Genomic DNA, 21,769 nt, shown 5'->3' on the forward strand with positions numbered 1-21,769 from the left:
ACGGTCGATCAGCCCTGGTCGGCCCGGGCTCGGGTGTCGCGCCGACGAGCAGGCGCTGACACCGGGTCGCCTTCGGTGGCCAAGGCCCGGCCGCGGTCCTCGCCGCCCGTCGGACACGTGCAGCGATCCGCAGGGGCGGCGAGGGCGGAGGCGATCCAGGTCGCGCAGGCTCGTCGAGCATGACCCTGCGCGACCAGGTGCGGATCGGCCATCAGGTTCGCCGCAAGGCCACGGATGAGCCCCTGCAGCAGTACGGCACTGGTCCGCGCGTCGATGTCGGTCCGGATCGAGGCGTCCCGCTGCCCGCTCTCGATCAGTTCGGTCCAGCCGTCACGGCTGCGCCGTTCGGCGTCGACCATCCCCGCCACCGAGGCCTCCACCGGGAACGTGGCTCCCCACATGACGATCAGAGCCCGGTCATCGCTGTCGGGATTCTCGAACCGCTTCAGGTAGGTGGTGACCGACAGAAGCAGCAGGTCGAGGCCGCGGGAGTTGCCGGTATGAAGCCCGTCCCGGGCCGCGTTGGCGCGGTTCTGCTCGTCGATGCGGTCCTGGGCCCGTTGCGCCAGCCGGGCTACCAGGGCGTCCTTGGAACCGAAGTGATGGGTCGGCAGGCCCCGGCTTGCTCCGGCGCGGCTCCCGATGCGCGCCAGGGAGGCGCCATCGACCCCCCGTTCGGCCACCAGGTCGGCAGCCGCGTCGAGCAGGGCCTCCTCGGACTCGGCGCGCCGTTCGAGCTGGGTCCGGCGACGGGGAGCGGCGGCGGAATTCATGGCAGCAGAGTACTTTCCCGACCACGCGAAACATACTTGCCAAGCGACCAGCAAGAAATTATGGTGGCACTTAGGTGTGACATAAGTGTCACACGGGTGGGCATGCGGTGGGAGGAAGCGGAGCCGATGGCTTTATACGACATCGTGATCAAGGGGGGCACCGTCATCGACGGGCTCCGGACGCCTCGCTACAAGGCCGACGTGGCGATCAGGGACGGTAAGATCGTCCAGATCGGCCCGGTCGATGCCGCCGACGGCGACGAGGTGGTGGATGCCACCGGCAAGATCGTCGCCCCTGGGTTCGTCGACATCCACACCCACTACGACAGCCAGCTCTTCTGGGATCCGTGGTGCACGATGTCGGGTTGGCACGGCGTCACCACTGTGCTGGTCGGCAACTGCGGGTTCGGGTTCGCGCCGTGCCGGCCACAGGACCAGGACCGCGCGATGCTGAGCCTGTCCCGCAACGAGGCCGTGCCGATCAGGACGATGCGGGCCGGGATGCCCTGGGACTGGGAGACCTACCCGGAGTTCCTCGACAGCGTCGAGCGCACGCCCAAGGGCGTCAACGTCATGTCACTCGTGCCGCTGGCCCCCCTCTACGCCTACGTGGTCGGGGTCGACAAGGCCAAGAAGGACCGGGCGTCCGACGAGGAGCTCGAGCGGATGTGCGAGCTCGTCATCGAGGGGATGGAGGCCGGCGCCGCCGGCTGGAGCTCGCAGATCTCCGGTGACCTGTTCAACGTCCAGCTCGATCATGACGGCACGCCGATGGTCACCGACCTGATGACCGAGCGGGAGATCACCGCGTTCGCGCGGGCCCTGCGCCGGGTCGGCCGCGGTACCACCCAGATCACCGGCCAGCTCGAGACGGCGGCGCTGATCGCCCGGGAGAGCGGTCGCCCGATCATCTGGAACGCCCTGGCGCCCACCGGATCGGTCAACCAGCACGGCGAGTCGCAGTTCCCCCACCTGGAGACCATCGACCGGCTGGAGGAGCTGAACGGCTCCGAGGGTCTTCGGGTCTTCGCGTCGGCGCAGATCGTGCGCTTCCAGTCCGAGATCGTCCTGGAGAACTACAACCTCATGGACATCTTCCCGGCCTGGAAGGAGGCCGGCCTCGGCACCCTCGAGGAGAAGATCGCCAAGTTCGCCGACCCGGAGCGTCGCCCGGCGCTGCGGGCGGCGATCGACGAGCTGGGCGGCGGTTTCGGCGCCGCCGGCTACCCGCTCGCCGAGATCACGGTGAACTGGATCACCAGCGACGCGAAGGACGCCCTGGCGCTCAAGGCGAAGTACGAGGGCTACACCATCGGCGAGATCGCGGCCCGTGAGGGCAAGCACCTGGCCGACGCCCTTCTCGACATCGCCGTCGCCGGTGACCTCAACGTCGGCTTCGGCACCACCATGATCGACATGGACACCCAGGCGGTCCGGGAGGTGACCTCCTGCTCGGTGGCCCTGCCCGGGATCAGCGACGGCGGCGCGCACACCAAGTTCGTCACCACCGCCCGCTTCGCCACCGAGCTGATCGGCCACTGGGTCCGCGAACACAGGATCATGTCCCTCGAGGAGGCGCACTGGCGCCTGTCGGCCTATCCGGCCATGGCCATCGGGCTGCGCGACCGGGGTTCCATCGGCGAGGGCCGGCCCGCGGACATCATCGTCTACGACCCCGAGACCGTCGACGCCCTCCCCCAGGAGCGGCTGTTCGACTATCCGGCGGACGAGTGGCGCCTCGTCCAGAAGGCCGTCGGCTACGACCGCATCATCGTGAACGGCAAAACCACCTTCATCAACGGTGTCTGCACGGACGAGACCCCCGGCAAGCTCCTGCGGCACGGCACCGCCTAACCCGACCACAGGCGCCAGCCCGACCACAGGCGGCCTCGGCGGTATCGCCGGCGTGGGCGGCACTGGCGGCATCGACAGCACTGACGGCATCGACAGCACTGACGGAGCAGGGAGACGGGCATGGCGGATGTGACCGATGCGGCCACCGGCGGCTTACGGCTTTTCGACGCGGACAACCACTACTGGGAGACGAGCGACGCCTTCACCCGTTTCCGCGACCCGAAGTTCGCCGACCGCGGTGTCCAGATCAAGGAAATCGACGGAGTACCGCGGTATGTCGTCGACGGTGTGCAGACCGAATGGCTTCCCGGGCCGGCCGACGTGCACCCACGGCCACTGCCGGGGGCATTCCTGGAGTTCTTCCAGGGCGGCACCAGCCGGGACGTCTTCCAGGCCGGATTCACCGAGCGGGCGGCGGACCATCCGGACTGGTTCGAACGTGATGCCCGGCTGAAGGTGATGGACACCCAGGGCGTCGAGGCGACCTGGGTCTTCCCATCCCAGGGTGTGGTGATCGAACCGCTGCTGCACACCGACATCGAGGCGGCGGTGGAATGCTACCGCGCCTTCAACCGGTGGATCGACGACCAGTGGGGCTTCGCCTACCAGAACCGCATTTTCAGCGCCCCGTTCATCACCATGTGCGATCCGGACGAGACCGTGCGGGAACTACGGTGGTGTCTCGACCGGGGTGCCCGGGTGGTGAACATCCGCCATGGTGCGGCGGTCACCCGGGACGGTAACCGGTCACCGGCCGATCCGATGTTCGACCGTTTCTGGGGTCTCGCCGCCGAGGCCGGCATCGTGGTCGCCAGCCATGACGGCTCCGATGAAACCTACACGCCCGTGAACGACCTGATGGACCGGGTGTGGGGCGAGGCGCACATGGGCGGTATCGCGCCCGGTGACACCGACAATCTCGGCCAGTTCTCGACCTTCGCCGGGCTCACGAAACACCGGACCGTCCACGACTTCGCCTACGTCCTCGTCGCGCACCGGCTGTTCGAGCGGTTCCCGACGCTGAAGGTCGCCTATATCGAGAGTGGCTGTTCCTGGGTGCCGTCGCTGCTGCTCGCCCTCGACTACCTGGGCCATGGCCGTGGTTTCGCCACGAACCCGCGCGACCAGTTCATCGAACACTGCTGGGTCGCGCCGTTCGTCGAGGAGGACGTCCGCGAACTCGCCCGGCATCTGCCCGTCGAACGCATTCTTTTTGGTTCCGACTGGCCGCACGGCGAGGGATTCCCCGCCCCCCGGGACTTCCTGGCCAACGTCGCCGGGTTCACCCCGGCCGAACAGCAGCGCATCATGTACGGCAACGCCCAGGAACTCACCTTCCCAGGCTGACGCCTTCCCGCACTGACGACAGGCGCACCTCCCGGTGGGGGGTGCGCCTGTCGGTGAGACGGGTGGGGCCGGTCGGCGCAGGCTAGGCCGCCGGTGGGTGAATGGCCGCGAGCGCCTCGAGCTGGTCGATGAAGTGCTCCGGGGAGTCGTGGACGACCCGGGTCGAGGCGATCGTCGTGCCGGCCGCGGCCAGGGTGGCGAGCTCCTCGAGGGCCCGGTCGGGCTCCTTGAGCGGGTCAAGGGCCTGGCTCGGCCCGAGCACGACCTCGAAGCCCGCGGGCAGCTCCTCCTGGTCGAGCCACTCCTTGGCCTGGGCCAGGCTGATCCCGAAGGGAGCCCAGGCGTCAGCCAGTGCGAGCGCGCGCCGCAGCGAACGGCGGGTACGCCCACCGATCCACAGCGGCACCTGGTCCTGCACCGCGCAGGGGTCCACGAGGAGCCCGCCGAACGAGTAGTACTCGCCCTCGTAGGCGGGCAGCGGCTGCGACAGTGCGGCGCGCAGTGCCCGCAGCGCGTCGTCGCCGCGGGACCCGCGGTCCTCGAACGGTACGTCGAGAAGGTCGAACTCGGCCTTGAGGGTGCCGACCCCCAGGCCGAGGATGAGCCGCCCGCCGCTGACCACGTCGAGGGTTCCGTACCGCTTCGCGATCTCCAGCGGATGGTGGTAGCCCAGGACCAGCACCATGGTCGCCAGACGGATCCGGGTGGTCCGCGCGGCGATGTAGCCGAGCGTCGCGAGCGGATCGTAGTAACGCCCGCCGCGACGCACCGCCTCGTCGGCGGGAACGCCGACGTGCTCGCTACAGGTGAGGTGGTGGAAGCCCAACCGGTCCGCGGCCTGGGCTATCCGGGCCACGTCCTCGATCGTGCCGGTCTGCTCCCAGGGAGAGCTGGCTCCCGGCAGCATCGAGACAACCGGGGTGGGGATGGACAGTTTCAGTGTCGTCGCGCCGCTCATCCGACGTAGATGCCGCCGGCGTCCACCGGGATCGACTGCCCGGTGATCGTGCGGGCCTCGTCGCTGGCGAGGAACAGGGCGAAGTTGGCGACGTCCAGCGTGGAGGAGATGTCCCGCAGCGCGGTGTTCGCCAGGGTCTGGGCGCGCCGCTCCTCGTAGGAGATGCCGAGCTCGGCCGCGGTGCGCCGGACCCAGTTGCGGTAGAGCTCGGTGTCGATGCTGCCCGGCACCACGCAGTTGCACCGGATGCCGTACTCGCCGACCTCGTTCGCCACGGACTTGGTGAGCGCGCGCAGCCCGGTCTTCGCCATCACATAGTGCGACTTGCGGGGCATCGCCGCGTAACTGGCCGTGGAGGAGAAGTTCAGGATGACGCCGGAGCGGCGCTCCAGCATCGACTGCTTCAGCACCTCACGGGTGCACAGCATCGCCGCGGTGACGTCGATGGCGATGGTGGAGTTCCAGTTCTCCAGGGTCTGCTCCCAGATGAAGGTGTCCTTGCCGGGTGCGGCCGCGTTGTTACACATGATGTCGACCTGGCCGAACTCCTTCACCGCCCGGGCGACCATGGCGATGACCTCGTCCTCCTTGGTCACGTCGGTGCGGATGCCGATGGCGTTCGGCCCGCAGGCCGCCGCCGCCTCCAGCACCAGCTCCTCGCGCCGGGCGCTGAGCAGGACCTTCGCCCCCTGCTCGACGAACAGCTTCGCCATCACCGGACCGAGCCCTGTGCTCGCACCGGTGATGATCGCGACCTTGCCCTCGAGTCGTCCCCCGCTCATCGGGCGTCCACCCCGCGCAGCTCCTTCAGCGTCGCGCCGAACAGTTCACGCCCGGCCGCGGTGTTGTCCAGAAGTCGGTTCGTCCGACGCTTCACCGCCCAGGACCCGCCCTCGCGGACCAGATCCCAGCGCACGGCGCTCAGACGCCACAGGTAGAACCGGCCGGACTCCGCGTCCAGCCGGATGATCTGGGAGTAGGTGAGCGCGGTCGCCTCGTCACCGTCGAGCTCGATCAGCGGCGGGGTGGCGATGTGGCCGACCCCTTCCTTGGTCAGGGTCTGGTGCGGCTCGGTGAGCAGCATGGCCTCGACACCGGCCTGCCCCACATGCGGGGCGCCGTTCGCGTCCCAGTCGTAGAGGCCGTCCTCCTGCCACACCGACGCGGCCAGCGTGGCCAGGCCCGCGTCCGCCGCCGGACCGTAGGAAAGGATCAGCCGCCGGATCGCCAGCTCGTCCTCGACGGCCCGCAATCGGGCCTCGAGGGCGGCCAGATCATCTGTAGCAACCATATGCATCTCCTACTACCGAGAGTGACCGGAAAGATCGGACACCCTTGCCCTACTGTCCGATCCTCCCCCATGATGCCCCTGAAGGGGTGTCCCTGTCAGGCGGCTCCGCGCCGCTGGAGGTGCAACGATGATCAGAGTGCGCAACACGATCTTCAGCCTGACCGGATTGGAGCCGCCCAAGACCGACTACCTGCGGTGGCACCTGCTGGACCACATGCCCGAGCAGTACCAGCTGCCGGGCCTGGTGTACGCGCTGCGCTACATCGCGGACGGTGACTACCCGGCCGCGCGCATCGCCGGCGAGGGACCCCTGGCCGGCATCGGCAACCTGGTCAACTACTTCATCGGCGAACCTGTCGTGCGGAGCCACGAGGAGTTCCTCGAGCTCGGTGTGCGCCTCGCCGAGGCCGGCCGTTTCCCCGAACGGCGGACGCCACTGGGCCTGCGGTCGCTCGCCCTGACCCACTGGTATGCCGCACCGAGCGCCCTGGTGTCCGCCGAAGTGATCCCGATGCGACCGCACCGCGGGATCGTCCTGATCATCGAGGAACCGACCCAGGACGACGTCTCCCCCTGGCTGAACTGGCTGCACACCGAGCACATCCCCGCGGTGCTCGGCGTGCCCGGTGTGGCCGGCGCATGGCAGTACAGCTCGAGCGCGTACCCGGAACTGCACGAGGCCTACCTCGGCGACCCGCAGCACGCCACCGTCATCTACCTGGACGAGGACCCGCTCGAGACGCTCAAGGGGCTGACCCCGCTGCTCGAGCAGCGGTGGGCCTCCGGGCAGGCTCGACCGCTGTTCGCCGGCCCCCTGCGCACCCCGATCAGCTGGGAGGCCTGGCCGCGCTGACGGCGAGCAGGGCACGCACCACGTAGTGCTCGACGAACTCACGTTTGGCGGCGTCCGAGCGCTGCGTCCACGGTGGGGCGAGCAGCAGCAGCCCCACCGTGTTCAGCCACCGGCTCGTCTCCCGCAGGTCGAGATCGGCCCGCAGCTGACCCGTTGCCTGCCACCGGGTCAGCAGCGGGCGCAGGTGCTGGTGGTAGGTGTCCACGACGAGCTCGGACTGCACCTCGAGCGAGGTGACGAGCCATCGGCTGTCCGGGGAGAACAATGCCTCGTTGAACGGGTTGCCCGGCACCAGACCGTTGAAATGCATGATCAGGTCGCTGATCGACCGGCTGGCGTCGTCCGGATGTTCCAGCATCTCGGTGACCCGCCGCATCGCGGCATCGATCCGCTCCAGCAGGACGGCGAGAATGAGCTCGTCGCGCGACCCGAAGTAGCGATAGACCGTCGACCGCACCACCGCGGCCTCTCGGGCCACCTCGTCGACCGTCAGTCTGGCGGCCCCCCGCGCGAGCAGGCACCGACCGGCGGCCGCGACCAGCCGCCGCCGTGCCTCATCATCGTCCACCAGCGCGGTGTCACTACCCCACCGCACCCGGCCACCCGAACCGGCCACGCGGGAAACCCGGCCTTCCTGGTCGTCGGCCACAGCCCCGGCCGGACGCTCCGCCCGGCCCTGCACCAGCTGATCCCCGAAAGTCTACCGCCCACCGCCACCACAAGACCGCCCAAGCCACGCATTTCACCACATAACAGATAATCAGTGTAGGTGGTAGTGGCCGGATGTTCTTCGGTTCGCGGCCATGGCCGGTGGTGGCTCTCCCGCCGAACATCCGGAATCCCTTCGCTTCCGAGCGACAGTTCGATGTCGCGGAATGGGTCGCCTGGACCCTCGAACAGGAGCGCTACCGGGTTCTCATCCAGGCGTGGGATTCGGTGCCGGGAACGGACTGGCCGCGGATGGTCCGGGATGGGGTCAGTCGCGGCCGCCGGCTGCTGGCCGTGGTGACCCCGGCGTATCTGGAGTCGGCGGGGGCGAGCGCGGAATGGCTGGCGGTCTGGGCCGCGGATATGGACGGTGCGGATCGCCGTCTCATTCCGCTGCTCATCGAGGACTGCGCCCCGACCGCCCTGTCCCTGCTCGGCACCCGCACCTGGATCGACCTCCGCCGCTACCGCGCCGAGCAGGGCGCCACCCACGCGGGGCCCGCACTGCTGGCCGGGCTGAAAGAAGCCGAAGCGGGCCGGGCCAAACCGACCCAGCCGGTCCCGCTACCCGCGCGGGTGCGGCGCACCAGAATGCCGCCCACCCCCGATTCCACGGCGCCGGCATCGGCCTCGACCCCGACCCCGACGCCGACGCCGACGCCGACGCGAGCCAGGACGGCCACGGTGTGGCACATGCCGCCGCGACTGCCCCACTTCGTCGGCCGGTCCGACCTGCTCGACGACATGGCTCGACGGCTCGCCGCGAGCGGGCGGGCCGCCGTGTGCGGCGTGCGGGGCCTCGGTGGGGTCGGCAAGACCGTGCTGGCCGTCGAATACGCCTACCAGCACGCGGCGGAATTCGACGCGGTGTGGTGGATTCCCGCCGAGGACCCGGACCTGATCCCCGGCTACGTCTCCGCGCTCGGTGTGGCGCTCGGCCTGCCCGACGGGGCCGCGTGGCCCTCGGTCGCGGGAGCGCTGCGCCAGCAACAGCGCCGTTGGCTGCTCGTTCTGGACAACGTCGAGGATGCGGAGACGGTCGGCGCCCTGGTCGGGTTCGGGTTGGCCCGCCGTGATGGCCGTGATGGAGCGGACCTGTCGGTGCACCGGTTGATCTCCGCGGCCGTCCAGTCCGGTGTCAGCGCGACAGACCGAACGGCCACCGCGGTCACGCTGATCAGACTGCTGCGCTCCACATTGCCCGGCGACACGAAGAATCCGCGGAGCTGGCCACGATGGCGGTCGCTGCTACCGCACGTCCGCGCCGTCCTGAACCTGGCCGATCCGGAAACAGGGGAGAACCAGGTCGCACAAGCAACGTTCTGGCTCAACGACCGTACCGGCAGCTATCTCGCCCAGCACGGTCAACTGGCTCCAGCGATCTCCTACCTCGGCCGCGGGCAGGCACTGAGCGCCTCCATCCTCGGCCCCGACCACACGATCACCAGGACCATCACGAACAATCTTGCCGCAGCGAAAGCAGGCCATGATCGACGTGGCTGATGGGGCAGGGTGCGGCGGCGCCGACCGCGGTGCGTTCCCCTCGCATCGCCCCCATGGGACGACCGGGTCAACGGTGCCGTGACCGGGACCGGATCTGCTCCTCGTAGCGGGAGTACCGGTCGGCCCCACCTCGGCGGCCCTCGAGGAACCGGTTCAGGCGGTCCGACTGGTACGCCGACCTCCCCCGGGTATCCGGCGTCGCCGGGGATCGGATCGAGCGCGGATCGGTACGCGCCGTCCCGGCGGCTCCCATGGTGGGCGCGCCGGCCGGCGACGTCGCCACGGCAGCTACGGTCGCGGCTCTCGCCCCGGCAGCCGTGGGCCTCACGGCGGTCGCCAGGGCCGGTACGGGTGGTGCGGTCGATGCGGGCGCTGCCGGTGCTGTCCGGGCGTCCTCACCAGGCGCCGTGTCCGGCATCGTCGGGTCCGGCGTCGCGGTGTCGACCGGCGCGCTGATCTCCGCGGTGGCCGGGCTGTCACGGACGAACCCGCGACCGCTGCCGGGCTCGGAGGTCGCGCCGCCCGCGCCGAGCCTGGGCTGCGTGGGCACCAGGACGGACGGTGGCCCGTCGGCCCGCGCATCGATCGACCTCGACGGCGATGACCGCGGCCGATCGGCGCCTAGAGCGACCGGGACCGATGTGGCGACCAGGGCCAGCAGGGCCGCGGACCCCACCAGCACCGCTGCCCGGCGCCCCCGTCCACCTGCCTGGGCCGGACCGGGACCACTGCGACGTCCACGCCGGCGCACCGACCGGCGCGGCGACCGGTCAGCCCCCGCACCCGCGACCGCCAGCTCCTCCAGCATCGGCTGCCCGGCCACCGGCCGCCGCGCCACCGGCTGTTCGGCGGCCAGCTGTTCGGCGGCCAGCTGCTCGGCCGCCAGCTGCTCGGCCGCCAGCACGGCGATCAGCTCGAGGCCGCTGTCGTCGGACCCGGGTGCCTCGGTGGTGATGGCCGCCAGCTGCTCGGCCGCCGACTGTTCGGTCGGGATACGCCAGCCGTCCAGCGCACGGGCCACGGCGGGGTCGGAGTCGCCGTCGGTCTCGCCGAGCAGGGCGAGCAGGACCTCGCCGGCACCGGGACGGTCGTCCGGGTTCGGCTGGAGCGCTCGGCGGACCAGGTCGAGCAGGGCGGGCGGCAGCCCCGGTACGTCCGCCAGCATGTCCGCCAGAACCTCGTCGAGCACGTCTGGCGGGCCCTCCGGTGGGACTTCCCCGAAGGGCCGCCGGCCGGTCGCGGCGAAAAGCATGACCGCGGCCCAGGCGAACACGTCGGCCGCCGCTCCGATACGGCCCCCGCGGAACTGTTCCGGTGCCACGTATCCGGGGGTGCCGATCAGCCCGGTGTCCTCGTCCGGTGTCGTGGTCGTGCCGAGGGCGTGGGCGATACCGAAATCGATCACGCGCGGCCCGGTGGGATGAAGCAGGATGTTCGAGGGGGTGAGATCGTGATGGGCGATGCCGGCGGCGTGAATCGCCGTCAACGCCGATGCCATGCCGATAGCGAGCCGTTCCAGGTCGGCGGGTGCCAGCGGGCCGCCGTCGCGCACCGCGGCGGCGAGGGTCGGTCCAGGCACGAACTCGGTGACCAGATAGGGAAACTCCGCGTCCGGACAGACATCGAGCACCTCGGCCGTGCAGAACCCGGCGACCTGACGGGCATGCGTCATCTCCTGGCGAAACCGTTCGCGGAACTCCGCGACGTCCGCGTACTCCGGATGGATGACCTTGATGGCCACCGGCCGTCCGGTGGGTGATGCGCCCAGGTAGACCGTGCCCATGCCGCCCTCGCCGAGGCGGCGCAGAACCTGCCAGTCACCCATGGCCGTCGGGTCCGAGGCGCGCAGCGGGGCACCCGGCGGCGTGGTCGTGAGGCCCCCCGGCGGATCGTCGACGCCAGTGATCACGGTGCCCACGTCGGCGATATCGCTCGTCACAGGTGTGATTCTCCCTGGTCAGCGGTAGGCCGCGGCGGATGCGTCCCCTCTGGCAACGGAAGCAAATCCACACCCCAGAAATGGGGCAACCTTGACACCACGCCAGCCCGATTCCACCAAAATCACGGCCACCCGACGGCACCGCCCGGCGAGATACGCGCTGAGATCCCTCACGGAGCGGTGCGGACTCGTCCGGTTCGCACCGCCTGGGTCAGTGCGGCGTGGTCGGCCTCGTTCTGGTCGGCGTAGGCCTCGGCGAACCGTGCGATCGCGTAGTCGAATGTCTTTCCGGTGCCAAGGTAGGCGGCGATCGCGATGCGGTCGCCGGAGCGGGCATGAGCACGGGCGAGGGTCGCGGCGCACAACCGTCCGAACTGTGTCATTCCTCGGGGGAACATGTTCTCCGGCACCGCGATGCCCTTCCAGTCCTGCAACTGGCGGACGTAGAAGTCACGCTGCTGATGGTCGAAGCCGTCCACCCGTTGCCAGCCGAGAAAGATATCGCTCGACGCCTGCATACGTCGTTGGCCCGCGACGACTCGTTCGCCCTGGTTGTCGAACGCACTCGCGGGAAGATGGTCGGCGAGAACCGACGTCTGGGCCTCCTTGAGCTGCAACAGCAGCGGGTCGCCGCCGTCGCGGCCGAGCAGCAGCGCGACCCAGCACCGGGTGCCCACGCTGCCGACGCCGACGACCTTGCGCGCCACGTCGACCAGCCGGTACTGGGCGAGCAGGGAACGCCGATCGACCGACAGGGTGCTGGCATAGCGCTCGATGATGAAACCGAGCGAGGCGATCAGCTGGTCGCGTTCGGCCCCGGCGAGCAGTTCGCCGACCGGGATGAGCAGCGGCGGGTCGCTGTTGAACCGCCGCTGGCCGTCCACCACCTCGGTCAGCTTGGCGAACGCCCGCAGCTGGTCCCGGGAGCGGGCGTTCGCCGTCGCCTTCGCCAACTGTCTGGACGCCCGCCGCCCCAGCACATCGGCGAATCGCGTGGACAGGTCGGCGACGTCGATGTGCGTGTACCAGACGTCGAGATTGTTCATCGCCGCCAACCGGTGCATCCAGCTGCGATAGGCCCCGACCGCCGCGGTCACGATCGCGCGCCGCTCGGACGGGCGGAAGCCGTTGGCGCGCCCGGCGATGACCAGGCTGGCGGTGAGCCGTTTGAGATCCCACTCCCAGGGGCCGGGATGGGTCTCGTCGAAGTCGTTGATGTCGAACACCAGGCGCCGTTCGGGCGAGGCGAGCAGCCGGAAGTTCAGCAGGTGCGCGTCGCCGCAGAGCTGGACGTCGATACCCGACGTCGGCGTTCCGGCGAGGTCCGCCGCCATGATCGCGGCGGCGCCCCGGTAGAACCGGAACGGCGACTCCAGCATCCGCTGGTAGCGCAGGGGAACGAGATCGGGTAGCCGCGTGTGTGACTGGCCCTCGAGCATGTCGATCGGATCGGCCCGTCTGGACGCCGGTTCGTATTCCGCGTGAGATCCGCGCGGCGCGTTGGCCCGCGCCACCTTTCCCCGGGCCGCGCGCTCCGCCGGCGTCGGCCAGTCCCGGTCGAGGACCGCCCGGCTGGTCGCTGGCCGGTCGGTCGCTGGCCGGTCGGAGGCCGCACTGGCTGGCCGTTGCGCCTGGGAATCTCGCAGGACGGGACGCGCGCCAACAATGGTCATTTCCGACCTTCCCCCCAACCGGTACCGAATCATTTTTTTCTACATGTTCTTGTTCCGCGCGATCCGGAACAGCTACTTCCCGGCCATCATTCCCCATGACGGGCCGCGCCAATCGAGCTGGATCGGCCCTCGGAGTGATTGGTTGACAGCCATGTCCGGTGACCCGTCGTTCGTGGTGGATGGGGAGCCTGCGCGGCCGTCGGATCCGGATCGGGCCGCGCGGCGGCAGCTGGCGCGACACACGATGCGACGGGCCGCGTTGAACATCACGGTTCTCGTGGCGCTCTATTACCTGTTGCCGTTGCGGGGTGGCTGGGACCCCGTGGCGATCCTGCTGCTCGTCGTCGGGCTGCTGGCGTTCACGGCCCTCGCCTGCTGGCAGCTACGCTCGATCCTGCGGTCGCGGTACCCCGCGGTCCGGGCGATCGAGGCGCTGGCACTGTCGATTCCGCTGTTCCTGACCCTGTTCGCGAGCACGTACTACCTGCTGAGCCAGGCGGAACCGGGCGCCTTCACCGAGCCGATGAACCGCACCGACGCGCTGTATTTCACCGTCACCGTGTTCGCCACGGTCGGGTTCGGCGACATCGCGCCCACATCACCGGCCGCCCGGATCGTCGCAACCGTGCAGATGCTGGCCGATCTACTGGTACTTGGCCTGCTTGTCCGCACCGTCTACAGCGCGGTCGAACACGGCCAACGCCACCGGGGCTCACGCCCGTAGTGCCGCGGCGAACGCCTGCGTCCAGGTCTGGGTGGTGCGACGGGCAAGCACGCTGCCTGGCGCAGACGACCAGGCACACGGGTGGCAGACCGGTGGTATGGCTGCGTTGCAACGGCCTCTCCCCCGAAGATTGTTGTCGTAGATAATCTTCCGGTGCGGGGCAGGGGCCGTTGTCCTTCAACGTGGGCGCATCCCGTTTTGTTTTGAAATAAAATCAGACTTCTGCATAAGCCTCCTGGTGTCCGAGATCGAATTTCTACCCGATCGCCGGAATCCGGCCCGCGGCTCCGCGCACCGACGCGTCCCTACGCGCCGATCGCGGCGAGCAGCATGGGAAGTGATGCGTGCATCTCCTGGGACCAGTAGGGCCAGGTGTGGACGCCGGGGCTGTAGTAGTGGGTGGTGAGCAGCGGATCGCCGGTCGCCCCGGGATGCGCGGCGATGTAGGCGTCGGTGAGCTGTTGGGTGAATGCCCTGCTCTCGCTGTTGACGAGCGTCTCCGTGTTGAAGGAGCCGGGATCGGGATCACCGGGGCCCCGGGTGCCGTCTCCGGAGGAGACATAGATCGGGGTGGAGGTCAGGTTGCCGACCAGGTAGTACGGATCGTGCTGCGACCAGATCGCCATTCCGACCATGGTGGTCGGGTTGCCCCACAGCTTGTTGACGTCCTTCCCGGCCGACCGGAGCTGCGTTCTGATCGTCGGGGAGTCGGCATAGGGGTGGAGCGGGCCGCTGTAGGACGCCACCGCCCTGAAGTCGCCGGGATGCCGGGCCGCGTAGGAGACCGCGCCGAACCCGCCCATGGACAGACCGGCGATCGCCCGTTCGGGCCCGGCGCGGAAGGTGCGTTCGAGCAGTTGCCGTAGCTCCACCAGGTGGAACGTCTCCCACTTCGCCGGATCGGCGATCCAGTCGCTGTAATAGCCGACGTTCCCGCCATCGGGCATGACGACGATCATGTCGTGCCCGGCGGTCCGGCTCTCGATGTCGGTGTTGGTGGTCCAGTCGAGGTAGCCGGTTGTCCCGCTGCCCGAGCCGTGCAACAGGTACAGCGACGGCCAGGTCCGGTCAGGCTGGGCAGCATAGCTGGTCGGCAGCAGAATCCGCACGGGCTCGTTTGCGTTCATGGCCGTCGAGTGAATGGTGAGGTCGACCAGGCGCCCGTCACCGGACACCGGGTACGTGACGCAGGTGACCGACGATCCATCATCGCTCGTGGACCCGAGTGGTGTGCATGCCGCTGCCTGAGACGGGGAACCCGCGACACCCAGACCGACCAGACTGCTCGCCACAAACGCCGAGGACAGTGCGACCCGCTGTGTCCATCTCCGTATTCCCATGGATCGAACGGTAACTGAACGGTATGTCTGGCACAAAAGGGAATTGGTCCTGTCTGTTCTCCGTCCTGGGTGGGAGAATTTCCGTCGAGAGATTTTACTCCGCATTCTCCGCGCCTATCGGATGTGCCGCCTGGCACTTTTTCTTGACTGCCGCTCCCCAGGGCAGGTAAAGCGCTGGACGATCGGTGTCGGGGTTTTCTGTCGTGGCCAGGTTCACGTTTTTTTCTCGAGGGTGGTCGTGGACACCTCCGTGGCAGGCCGCCACCGTCCGGCCGGGCGCTCGTCTACGGCCTGGTCGGCGGAGTTCCGCTGTACCTGTCGTGGTGGGATCAGGATGCCGACCTCGCCGACAACCTGCTCCGGCTGGCCTGCCGGCCCGGGGCACCGCCGCTCACCGAAGGCCAACTCGTACTCGCCACCGAAGTGGAGCACGGCGAATACCTGGCCGGCCCGGTGTGGCCGCACCGCCGCCGGCTACCGGTGCAGCCCGCGCTTCACTCCGAGCTCACCCTCGATCGCGGTGAGAACGCGCCCGGCGATGGTTCTCAGCTGCCGCGCCTGGGCGGGCGAAATCGCGTCGAAAACCAGCCGGTTGACGGCCCCGATGTAGCCGGGTGACGCGGCGGCAAGCACCGTCGCGCCGTTGTCGGTGAGAGTGGCCAGGGTGTAACGGCCGTCCACCGGATCCGGCTTCCGGGTCACCCAGCCGTGGACCTCCAACCGCGCGACCGCGCGGGACAGCCGCGACAGCGATCCGTTCGCGAGGACCGCCAGCTGGCTCATCCGAAGCGTCAGGTCGTCGATGGTGGAGAGGGCGGCGAGAATGGTGTACTCGAAGTGGCTTAGTTCGGACTCACGCCGAAGCTGGTCGTCGAGCGCGATCGGTAGCCACGTCAGCAGGCTGGCGACAGCCGCCCAGGTCTGTTGGTCCTCGGAATCGAGCCCACCCGGCCCTGGAGCATCCGAGGTCGCCATGGGGCCATGCTACGCGGCCGAAAGCTCACAGCCAGGCCGATTTTACTTGACAGGTCAAGAAACCACACCGGTGGATGACTTACGTGCTCAAGTGATTGCGGTCGAGAAGTCCAGTACAACGAGATCAAGGACGGTGTTCGCGCCGAACCGGACCGGACGCTGGAGCGGCTCGTCGAGCTACGGCTGGATGAGGAGCCAGGGGTCGCCCCGCCCCGCCCCACGCCGCGTGATCCGAGGACACTGAGCGCATGTTGCCCGACCTCACGGTCGCCGGGGCGGACCTGCCCGTCCGAACCGCTCTGCCCGCGCTGATGGCCGCGCTGAGCACACATGACCAGCCCGGATCGGGCGGTGCCAGCGGGGCCGCGGTGCTGGTGGCCCCGCCAGGCACCGGTAAGACGACGCTCGTCCCGCTCGCGCTCGCCGACCACGTCCCGGGCCGGGTGCTGGTCGTCGAGCCGCGGCGGATCGCCGTCCGTGCCGCGGCACGGCGGATGGCCAGCCTCGCCGGGGGTGGCGTGGCCGGTGGTGCCGGAGCTCGCGCGAATGCCGCGGGTCGCGCCGGCGCAGGTGCCGGTGTCGGTGTCGGTGTCGGTGTCGGCGAGGTGGGGGGCGCGGTCGGCTACACGATCCGCGGTGAGCGCAGGGTCGGGCCGTCCACCAGGGTCGAGGTGATCACGACGGGGGTGCTCGTCCGGCGGTTGCAACGCGACCCCGAGCTGCCCGGTACCGACGCGGTCATCCTCGACGAGTGCCACGAACGCAGCCTCGACACCGACCTGGCGCTCGCGTTCCTGCTCGACGTCCGCGCCGCGCTGCGCCCCGACCTGCTCCTGCTCGCCGCCTCCGCGACGGCCGACACCCTGCGGCTGGCCGCGATGCTCGGCACGCCCGGCCACCCCGCGCCGGTCATCGGGACCGACACCTCGATGTACGACGTCGAGGTGGTCTGGGCGCCCCCAGCCGGGACGATCACCCCGGCGCACGGCCTGCGGGTCGACCCGAGGCTGCTCGACCACGTCGGGGCGACCGTCGGGCGCGCGCTGCGGGAGACGTCCGGGGATGTGCTCGTCTTCCTGCCCGGGGCTGGTGAGATCGCCGCCGTCGCCGGCCGGCTCGCCGGGCACCGCGACGCGGTCGACGTGCTCACCCTGCACGGCCGCCAGACCGGCGGAGCACAGGACGCGGTGCTGCGCGTCGGCCCGCGTCGCCGGGTCGTGCTGGCCACCGCGGTCGCGGAGAGCAGCCTCACGGTGCCCGGCGTGCGGGTCGTCGTCGACGCCGGCCTGGCCCGCTCCCCGCGGATGGACCACGCCCGCGGGCTGGGCTCGCTGGTCACCGTTCGGGTGTCGCGGTCGTCCGCCGGGCAGCGCGCGGGCCGGGCCGGTCGGGAGGCGCCGGGCCGGGTGTACCGCTGCTGGTCCGCCGCCGAGCATGACCGCCTGCCGGCCCAGCCGGAACCGGAGATCGCCGTCGCCGACCTCACCGCCTTCGCCCTGGAGCTCGCGGTCTGGGGCCATCCCGGCGGTGTGGGACTGCCCCTGCTCAGCGACCCTCCCGTCGGCGCGATGGAGGCCGCCGGGGTCTCGCTGCGGGCCCTCGGCGCGGTCGGCGAGACCGGCCGGGTCACCCCGCGAGGACGTTCGATCGCCCAGGTCGGGGCCCATCCGCGGCTCGCCCGGGCGCTACTCGACGGCGCCCGGGCCGTCGGCGCCCGCCGCGCGGCGGAGGTCGTGGCGATCCTCTCCGCGGACGGCCCGGCAGGCGGCCCCTCCGACGACCTTGTCGCCGTGTGGCGCCGCCTGCGCGACAACACCGACCGGGCCGCCTCCACCCGCTGGCGGGAGGAGACCCGCCGGCTGCACTCGGCCGCGCAGGCCGGGCCTGCCGGGCCTGCCGGGCCTGCCGGGCCTGCCGGGCCTGCGGCACGGGGAACGGGTGGGCTGACTGACGATCTCGCGGCGGGGCTGGTGGTCGGCCTCGCCTTCCCCGAGCGGCTCTCGCGGGTCCGCGCCCCCGGCGGCTCGAACTACCTGATGGCCGGCGGGACCGGTGCCGAGCTCGCCCCGGGCTCGGCGTTGACCGGGGCGCCCTGGCTCGCCGTCGCGGTCGCCGACCGCGGGCCCGACCGGATGTCCGCCCGGGTGCGCCTGGCCGTCACCCTCGACGCGGCCACCGCACGGGAGGCGGGCGCGGCGCTGCTGCGCACCGAGGACGAGGTCGCCTGGTCCGGTGGCGACATCGTCGCCCGCCGGCTCGAGCGGCTTGGCACGATCATCCTCGCCGAACGCCCGGCGGCCAGGCCCGACCCGTCCCTGCTGCGGGCCGCGGTGCTCGACGGGCTGCGTGACGCGGGGCTGCCCGTGCTGCGTTGGAGCGCCGACGCGCTCGCCCTGCGCGACCGGCTCGCGTTCTGCCACCGGCTGCTCGGTGCCCCCTGGCCCGACGTCACCGACACCGCCCTGCTGGACACCGCCCCGGACTGGCTCGGGCCGGACCTCGACGGCGTGCGACGCCGCGCCGACCTCGGACGCATCGATGCCGGCCGCGCGCTGCGCCGGCTCCTGCCCTGGCCACAGGCCGCCCGGCTGGACGAGCTGGCACCCGAGCGGGTCGCGGTGCCCAGCGGCTCCCGGGTGCGCCTCGACTACAGCGGCACCAGCGGCGCGGCCGGCCCCGTGCTCGCCGTGAGGATCGCCGAGGTGTTCGGCTGGGAGCGGCTACCCGCCGTCGCCGACGGCCGCGCGCAACTCGTGCTCCACCTGCTGTCGCCGGCGGGGCGCCCGGTGGCGGTGACGAGCGACCTGCCCTCGTTCTGGCGCACCGGCTACCCACAGGTCCGCGCCGAACTGCGCGGCCGCTACCCCCGCCACCCCTGGCCCGACGACCCGACCACAGCCCCACCAACCCGCCGCGTCGCCCCCCGCACCCGCTGACCTGTCCATATCAATGGGGAAGTGGACGTCTACGCGGACAGTGGCGTGACTGCCGAGCAGCTCGCGAACGCTCTGGCTCTGTACGTCGAGGGCGACGCTCGGCTGGTCGGAGTCGAGGAGCCGGATTGCGCTGACGGAGCGAACCTGCTCCGATTCCGCGTCGAGGCCGCGCCGAGCCAGGGCGGGGACGATCAGCAGGCCGACCCGAAGGGCCCGAACCATGACTGACCCCGAAAGTTCGGATGCTGTCGACGTTCCCCGCCGCGCGCTGTTGCCGCCCTGGCGGGGCGTCGGTCTCGAGCCATCGCCTGCCGTGATACCCGGCGCGTCAGAGACACGGGTCCTGCCGGCCCATCTACCCGGTGCGATCGTGCCGCGTCGACGGGCCGCACCAGCGCAGTCGGGCCGCACCGAAAGTGCGGGGTAGTCGCAGGAATGCGAGCTGTGGAAGGATCGTCGAACTCGGGACGTCCGTCCACAGAGAAGAGGATCCATGTTCGGCTTGGTGGTCCGGTTCAGCCTGCGGCCCGGTGCCGCAGAGGGGTTCGACCGGCTGGTGGCCCGGACGTTGCCGCTTATCGTGTCATCCGAGCCAGGAACACTGCTGTACCTGACGCACACCGTGGCTGGCGATCCTGACGCCCGGATCTTCTACGAGGTGTACCAGGACCGAGCGGCGTTCGACGAGCACGAGCACCAGGACCACGTCCGAGCCTTCCTCTCGGCACGTGCGGAGTTCCTGTCCGGACCTCCACGGGTTGAGTTCGTGTCTGTTGCCGATGGCAAGGGCCTGCCGGCCGGTGAGCGATGACAGATCCGCTTCCCACTCTGGGCGAAAAGGTGGTGTTCAACCGCAAAAAGCGCGGGCTTTCCCAGGTGGAACTGGGCCGGCTGATCGGCCGGTCGGAGAGCTGGGTCTCTCAGGTCGAGCGGAACACTCGCAAGGTCGATCGGCTGTCGGTGCTCGCCCAGGTGGCCGATGTGCTCGGCGTTCCCGTGTCGGATCTCGCGCCAGACGCGCCGGCTGAGCCTGTCGAGGCTGAGGCCGAGTCATGGCGGACGTTGCTTCGCCTTGCGCTCACCGGACACCCCACGTTGCCGCTCCTGTTCGCTGGGACCGCTACGGCGGCTCCCCCGGTCGGAGACGCCCAGGGCCGAGTGGACGAGGCTTGGTCGCTGGTCCATGCGTCCCGTTACACGGACGCCGTTCCCGCACTCGCGCCGCTGATCAGCGAACTGGAAACCGCGGTCCGCTCCGCGGCGCCCGACCAGCGTCAGGCTGTCGCCAGGGCCCTGGCGACCGCTTACCAGGCCGTCACGGAACTGTTCGTCAAAGTCGGTGACATCGAGGGTGCCTGGCTTGCCGCGGACCGGGCGCTGTTCGCCGCCGAACATGCCGGGAACCTGGGCCTGGTGGCCGCCGGCCACCATCGCCTGGCGCACACGTTTCTCAGCGCCGGCCGCCTCCAGCAAGCCCGGCATGCCGCCACGGTCGCTGCCGATGCGCTCCGCTCCGGCTCGTCGGGGCTGGGAGTCGAGGCGCAGTCGGCCCTGGGCGCGCTGTACCTGATTCAGGCGATCATCTACGCCCGCTCCGGGGACCGGCGCGCGGCCTGGCAGGCGATCGGGGAGGCTGAAACACTCGCCGCGGTCGTTGGCTCAGGCCGCAACGACTTCAATCTGGAGTTCGGCCCGGCGAACGTCACGCTGCACGCGGTCGCGGTCGCGGTGGAACTGGGTGACGCCGGCGATGCGCTCGACCGCGCCGGCCGGGTGGACACCGCCGGGCTCTCGGCCGAACGGCGGTCGCGCTTCCTGGTCGACGTGGCGCGTGCCCACGCTCAGCGGCGCGACCGCGGCGAGGCCATCGCCGCACTTCTGGAGGCCGAGCGCCTCGCGCCCGAGCAGATCCGAGGCCACCCAAAAGTCCGCGTCCTGGTCCGCGACCTGCTCCAGGACCCCGAATGGCGCTCTGACCAGGACCTACGTGCGTTGGCCGACCGATGCGAGGTGGTCGCGTAGATGACCCGCCTGATGGTGTGAAGTGGACCGACCTGAGCTCCATCTACTCGTGGCAGAATTCGCGGTTCCGAGGGTCCACACAGGACGGATAACCGTACCGGTTCAGGATACTGTTCGCCTTGCCGAGGCTCAGGTAGTAAAGAAAGCTGGCAGCCAGCGTGTCGCCCCGCGGCTGGCCGTAGGAGTAGAAGTACTCCACCGACCAGAAGCTGTAGGTGTGCTTTCGCACGAACGCGATGTCGGGTGTGACGCCGTTCAGGCGTGTCATCAGGATGTTCGCATACTCGGCCACGGTCGCCACACCGGAGTAGCCGATCGCACCGGGGATCTCGTTGACCGCGGCGAGCAGGCTGCCCACGTCGGGTTTTTCACAACGGGCCACCACCGCGGCCGGGTCCTTGTCCGGGGCGCGACAGTCGGTGGAGGAGGTCGGAAGTCGCTCGATGTGGTGAAGGATCTGGCGTTCCAGGGAGAATCGGGTGCCGGAATCCGCGTTGCGGCCGACGATCGTGATCGGCCAGTTCGCGCCACCAAGCTCGCTCCAGTTCCGGAACCGCCCCTCGAAGATCCCTTGGACCTGCGCGGTGGTGAGGTCCGCTATCCCGACCCTCCGGTTGACCACGATCGCCAGGACGTTGACGCCTATCGCCCGTCCGACCAGGGATCCGTACTTCTCGGTGGCCGGCCCGCCGGACATGGCCAGCAACGGTGGCGCCCCGTCCCTGGACTGCCTGCCGATCCGATCCAGGTCCCCGACCGCCGCCACGCTGCCCTTCGGATTGACATCCTCCCCGGTCTGAAGACCGGGGATTCCCACCCTCGCGGACAGGTTTTCCTGTTTCACTGACAGACGCCTCCCCACTCTAGGAGTGG

The 21,769-nt window shown here is 70.1% G+C and carries 19 protein-coding genes; 9 read left to right on the plus strand and 10 right to left on the minus strand.

Features of this window, described 5'->3' with window-relative positions; translation table 11 throughout:
* Positions 1-8: 8 nt before the first annotated feature.
* Complete coding sequence (locus MXD59_RS23690) at positions 9-773, minus strand: TetR/AcrR family transcriptional regulator (protein ID WP_248813440.1); 765 nt, start codon at positions 771-773, stop codon at positions 9-11.
* Between the two features lie 126 nt (positions 774-899).
* On the opposite strand from MXD59_RS23690, the gene MXD59_RS23695 reads away from it, so the two are divergent.
* Entirely contained in the window at positions 900-2,627 is a 1,728-nt protein-coding gene (locus MXD59_RS23695; protein WP_248813439.1) for an N-acyl-D-amino-acid deacylase family protein, read from the plus strand.
* Between the two features lie 120 nt (positions 2,628-2,747).
* The gene (locus MXD59_RS23700; RefSeq protein ID WP_248813437.1) at positions 2,748-3,974 is read left to right on the plus strand and encodes an amidohydrolase family protein; all 1,227 of its coding nucleotides are present in this window, start codon (positions 2,748-2,750) and stop codon (positions 3,972-3,974) included.
* Positions 3,975-4,056: 82 nt separating this feature from the next.
* On the opposite strand, the gene MXD59_RS23705 is transcribed toward MXD59_RS23700, so the two are convergent.
* From MXD59_RS23705 to MXD59_RS23715, 3 genes are read right to left on the minus strand one after another with little or no spacing between them, the layout of a single operon-like run.
* The gene (locus MXD59_RS23705) at positions 4,057-4,932 is read right to left on the minus strand and encodes a TIGR03619 family F420-dependent LLM class oxidoreductase (protein WP_248826808.1); all 876 of its coding nucleotides are present in this window, start codon (positions 4,930-4,932) and stop codon (positions 4,057-4,059) included.
* Positions 4,929-5,714, minus strand: coding sequence for an SDR family NAD(P)-dependent oxidoreductase (locus MXD59_RS23710; protein WP_248813432.1), 786 nt, complete (start codon positions 5,712-5,714; stop codon positions 4,929-4,931). The genes MXD59_RS23705 and MXD59_RS23710 overlap by 4 nt, the downstream gene beginning before the upstream one ends.
* Complete coding sequence (locus tag MXD59_RS23715; protein WP_248813430.1) at positions 5,711-6,223, minus strand: nuclear transport factor 2 family protein; 513 nt, start codon at positions 6,221-6,223, stop codon at positions 5,711-5,713. The genes MXD59_RS23710 and MXD59_RS23715 overlap by 4 nt, the downstream gene beginning before the upstream one ends.
* Positions 6,224-6,350: 127 nt before the next feature.
* Between MXD59_RS23715 and MXD59_RS23720 the strand changes: the two genes are divergently transcribed.
* Positions 6,351-7,076 (plus strand): hypothetical protein, encoded by a 726-nt coding sequence (locus tag MXD59_RS23720; protein ID WP_248813427.1) that lies wholly within the window; start codon positions 6,351-6,353, stop codon positions 7,074-7,076.
* Here the strand turns inward: MXD59_RS23720 and MXD59_RS23725 are convergent.
* Complete coding sequence (locus MXD59_RS23725) at positions 7,051-7,758, minus strand: TetR/AcrR family transcriptional regulator (RefSeq protein WP_248813425.1); 708 nt, start codon at positions 7,756-7,758, stop codon at positions 7,051-7,053. The two genes, MXD59_RS23720 and MXD59_RS23725, sit on opposite strands and share 26 nt — an antisense overlap.
* A 101-nt stretch (positions 7,759-7,859) precedes the next feature.
* On the opposite strand from MXD59_RS23725, the gene MXD59_RS23730 reads away from it, so the two are divergent.
* Positions 7,860-9,287, plus strand: coding sequence for a toll/interleukin-1 receptor domain-containing protein (locus MXD59_RS23730; protein WP_248826809.1), 1,428 nt, complete (start codon positions 7,860-7,862; stop codon positions 9,285-9,287).
* 67 nt (positions 9,288-9,354) lie between these two features.
* On the opposite strand, the gene MXD59_RS23735 is transcribed toward MXD59_RS23730, so the two are convergent.
* Positions 9,355-11,226 (minus strand): serine/threonine-protein kinase, encoded by a 1,872-nt coding sequence (locus tag MXD59_RS23735; RefSeq protein ID WP_248826810.1) that lies wholly within the window; start codon positions 11,224-11,226, stop codon positions 9,355-9,357.
* 170 nt (positions 11,227-11,396) lie between these two features.
* Complete coding sequence (locus MXD59_RS23740; RefSeq protein WP_248826811.1) at positions 11,397-12,899, minus strand: DUF2252 domain-containing protein; 1,503 nt, start codon at positions 12,897-12,899, stop codon at positions 11,397-11,399.
* A gap of 259 nt (positions 12,900-13,158) precedes the next feature.
* Here MXD59_RS23740 and MXD59_RS23745 point away from each other — a divergent pair, with 259 nt between their 5' ends.
* Entirely contained in the window at positions 13,159-13,623 is a 465-nt protein-coding gene (locus tag MXD59_RS23745) for a potassium channel family protein (protein WP_248826812.1), read from the plus strand.
* 305 nt (positions 13,624-13,928) lie between these two features.
* On the opposite strand, the gene MXD59_RS23750 is transcribed toward MXD59_RS23745, so the two are convergent.
* Together MXD59_RS23750 and MXD59_RS23755 are read right to left on the minus strand one after the other, a co-directional pair.
* The gene (locus MXD59_RS23750; RefSeq protein WP_248814099.1) at positions 13,929-14,750 is read right to left on the minus strand and encodes an alpha/beta hydrolase; all 822 of its coding nucleotides are present in this window, start codon (positions 14,748-14,750) and stop codon (positions 13,929-13,931) included.
* Between the two features lie 687 nt (positions 14,751-15,437).
* Positions 15,438-15,938, minus strand: a complete 501-nt coding sequence (locus MXD59_RS23755; RefSeq protein ID WP_248826813.1) for a MarR family winged helix-turn-helix transcriptional regulator — start codon at positions 15,936-15,938, stop codon at positions 15,438-15,440.
* 248 nt (positions 15,939-16,186) lie between these two features.
* On the opposite strand from MXD59_RS23755, the gene hrpB reads away from it, so the two are divergent.
* The 4 genes from hrpB (at position 16,187) to MXD59_RS23775 (ending at position 20,896) form a co-directional block, all read left to right on the plus strand.
* Complete coding sequence (gene hrpB / locus MXD59_RS23760; RefSeq protein ID WP_248826814.1) at positions 16,187-18,874, plus strand: ATP-dependent helicase HrpB; 2,688 nt, start codon at positions 16,187-16,189, stop codon at positions 18,872-18,874.
* Positions 18,875-18,895: 21 nt separating this feature from the next.
* A complete protein-coding gene (locus MXD59_RS23765) occupies positions 18,896-19,102 on the plus strand; it encodes a hypothetical protein (RefSeq protein WP_248826815.1) in 207 nt (68 codons plus the stop codon).
* A gap of 265 nt (positions 19,103-19,367) precedes the next feature.
* A complete protein-coding gene (locus MXD59_RS23770; protein ID WP_248826816.1) occupies positions 19,368-19,685 on the plus strand; it encodes a putative quinol monooxygenase in 318 nt (105 codons plus the stop codon).
* Positions 19,682-20,896: a helix-turn-helix domain-containing protein gene (locus MXD59_RS23775; RefSeq protein ID WP_248826817.1), complete on the plus strand. Its 1,215-nt coding sequence runs from the start codon at positions 19,682-19,684 to the stop codon at positions 20,894-20,896. Before MXD59_RS23770 ends, MXD59_RS23775 begins: the two co-directional genes overlap by 4 nt.
* A 43-nt stretch (positions 20,897-20,939) precedes the next feature.
* On the opposite strand, the gene MXD59_RS23780 is transcribed toward MXD59_RS23775, so the two are convergent.
* Positions 20,940-21,740 carry a substrate-binding domain-containing protein gene (locus tag MXD59_RS23780; protein WP_248826818.1) on the minus strand — a complete coding sequence of 267 codons (801 nt, stop codon included), beginning with the start codon at positions 21,738-21,740 and terminating at the stop codon, positions 20,940-20,942.
* Positions 21,741-21,769: the final 29 nt, after the last annotated feature.

The sequence above is a fragment of the Frankia umida genome (assembly GCF_023242945.1).
Lineage (GTDB): Bacteria > Actinomycetota > Actinomycetes > Frankiales > Frankiaceae > Frankia > Frankia umida.

What these genes read in the sequence shown, in the direction of transcription:
- MXD59_RS23690 (WP_248813440.1), bottom strand. Translation starts at nt 773, where the DNA reads ATGAATTCCGCCGCCGCTCCCCGTCGCCGGACCCAGCTCGAACGGCGC.
- MXD59_RS23695 (WP_248813439.1), top strand. Translation starts at nt 900, where the DNA reads ATGGCTTTATACGACATCGTGATCAAGGGGGGCACCGTCATCGACGGG.
- MXD59_RS23700 (WP_248813437.1), top strand. Translation starts at nt 2,748, where the DNA reads ATGGCGGATGTGACCGATGCGGCCACCGGCGGCTTACGGCTTTTCGAC.
- MXD59_RS23705 (WP_248826808.1), bottom strand. Translation starts at nt 4,932, where the DNA reads ATGAGCGGCGCGACGACACTGAAACTGTCCATCCCCACCCCGGTTGTC.
- MXD59_RS23710 (WP_248813432.1), bottom strand. Translation starts at nt 5,714, where the DNA reads ATGAGCGGGGGACGACTCGAGGGCAAGGTCGCGATCATCACCGGTGCG.
- MXD59_RS23715 (WP_248813430.1), bottom strand. Translation starts at nt 6,223, where the DNA reads ATGGTTGCTACAGATGATCTGGCCGCCCTCGAGGCCCGATTGCGGGCC.
- MXD59_RS23720 (WP_248813427.1), top strand. Translation starts at nt 6,351, where the DNA reads ATGATCAGAGTGCGCAACACGATCTTCAGCCTGACCGGATTGGAGCCG.
- MXD59_RS23730 (WP_248826809.1), top strand. Translation starts at nt 7,860, where the DNA reads ATGTTCTTCGGTTCGCGGCCATGGCCGGTGGTGGCTCTCCCGCCGAAC.
- MXD59_RS23740 (WP_248826811.1), bottom strand. Translation starts at nt 12,899, where the DNA reads ATGACCATTGTTGGCGCGCGTCCCGTCCTGCGAGATTCCCAGGCGCAA.
- MXD59_RS23750 (WP_248814099.1), bottom strand. Translation starts at nt 14,750, where the DNA reads ATGAACGCAAACGAGCCCGTGCGGATTCTGCTGCCGACCAGCTATGCT.
- MXD59_RS23755 (WP_248826813.1), bottom strand. Translation starts at nt 15,938, where the DNA reads ATGGCGACCTCGGATGCTCCAGGGCCGGGTGGGCTCGATTCCGAGGAC.
- hrpB (WP_248826814.1), top strand. Translation starts at nt 16,187, where the DNA reads ATGTTGCCCGACCTCACGGTCGCCGGGGCGGACCTGCCCGTCCGAACC.
- MXD59_RS23770 (WP_248826816.1), top strand. Translation starts at nt 19,368, where the DNA reads ATGTTCGGCTTGGTGGTCCGGTTCAGCCTGCGGCCCGGTGCCGCAGAG.
- MXD59_RS23775 (WP_248826817.1), top strand. Translation starts at nt 19,682, where the DNA reads ATGACAGATCCGCTTCCCACTCTGGGCGAAAAGGTGGTGTTCAACCGC.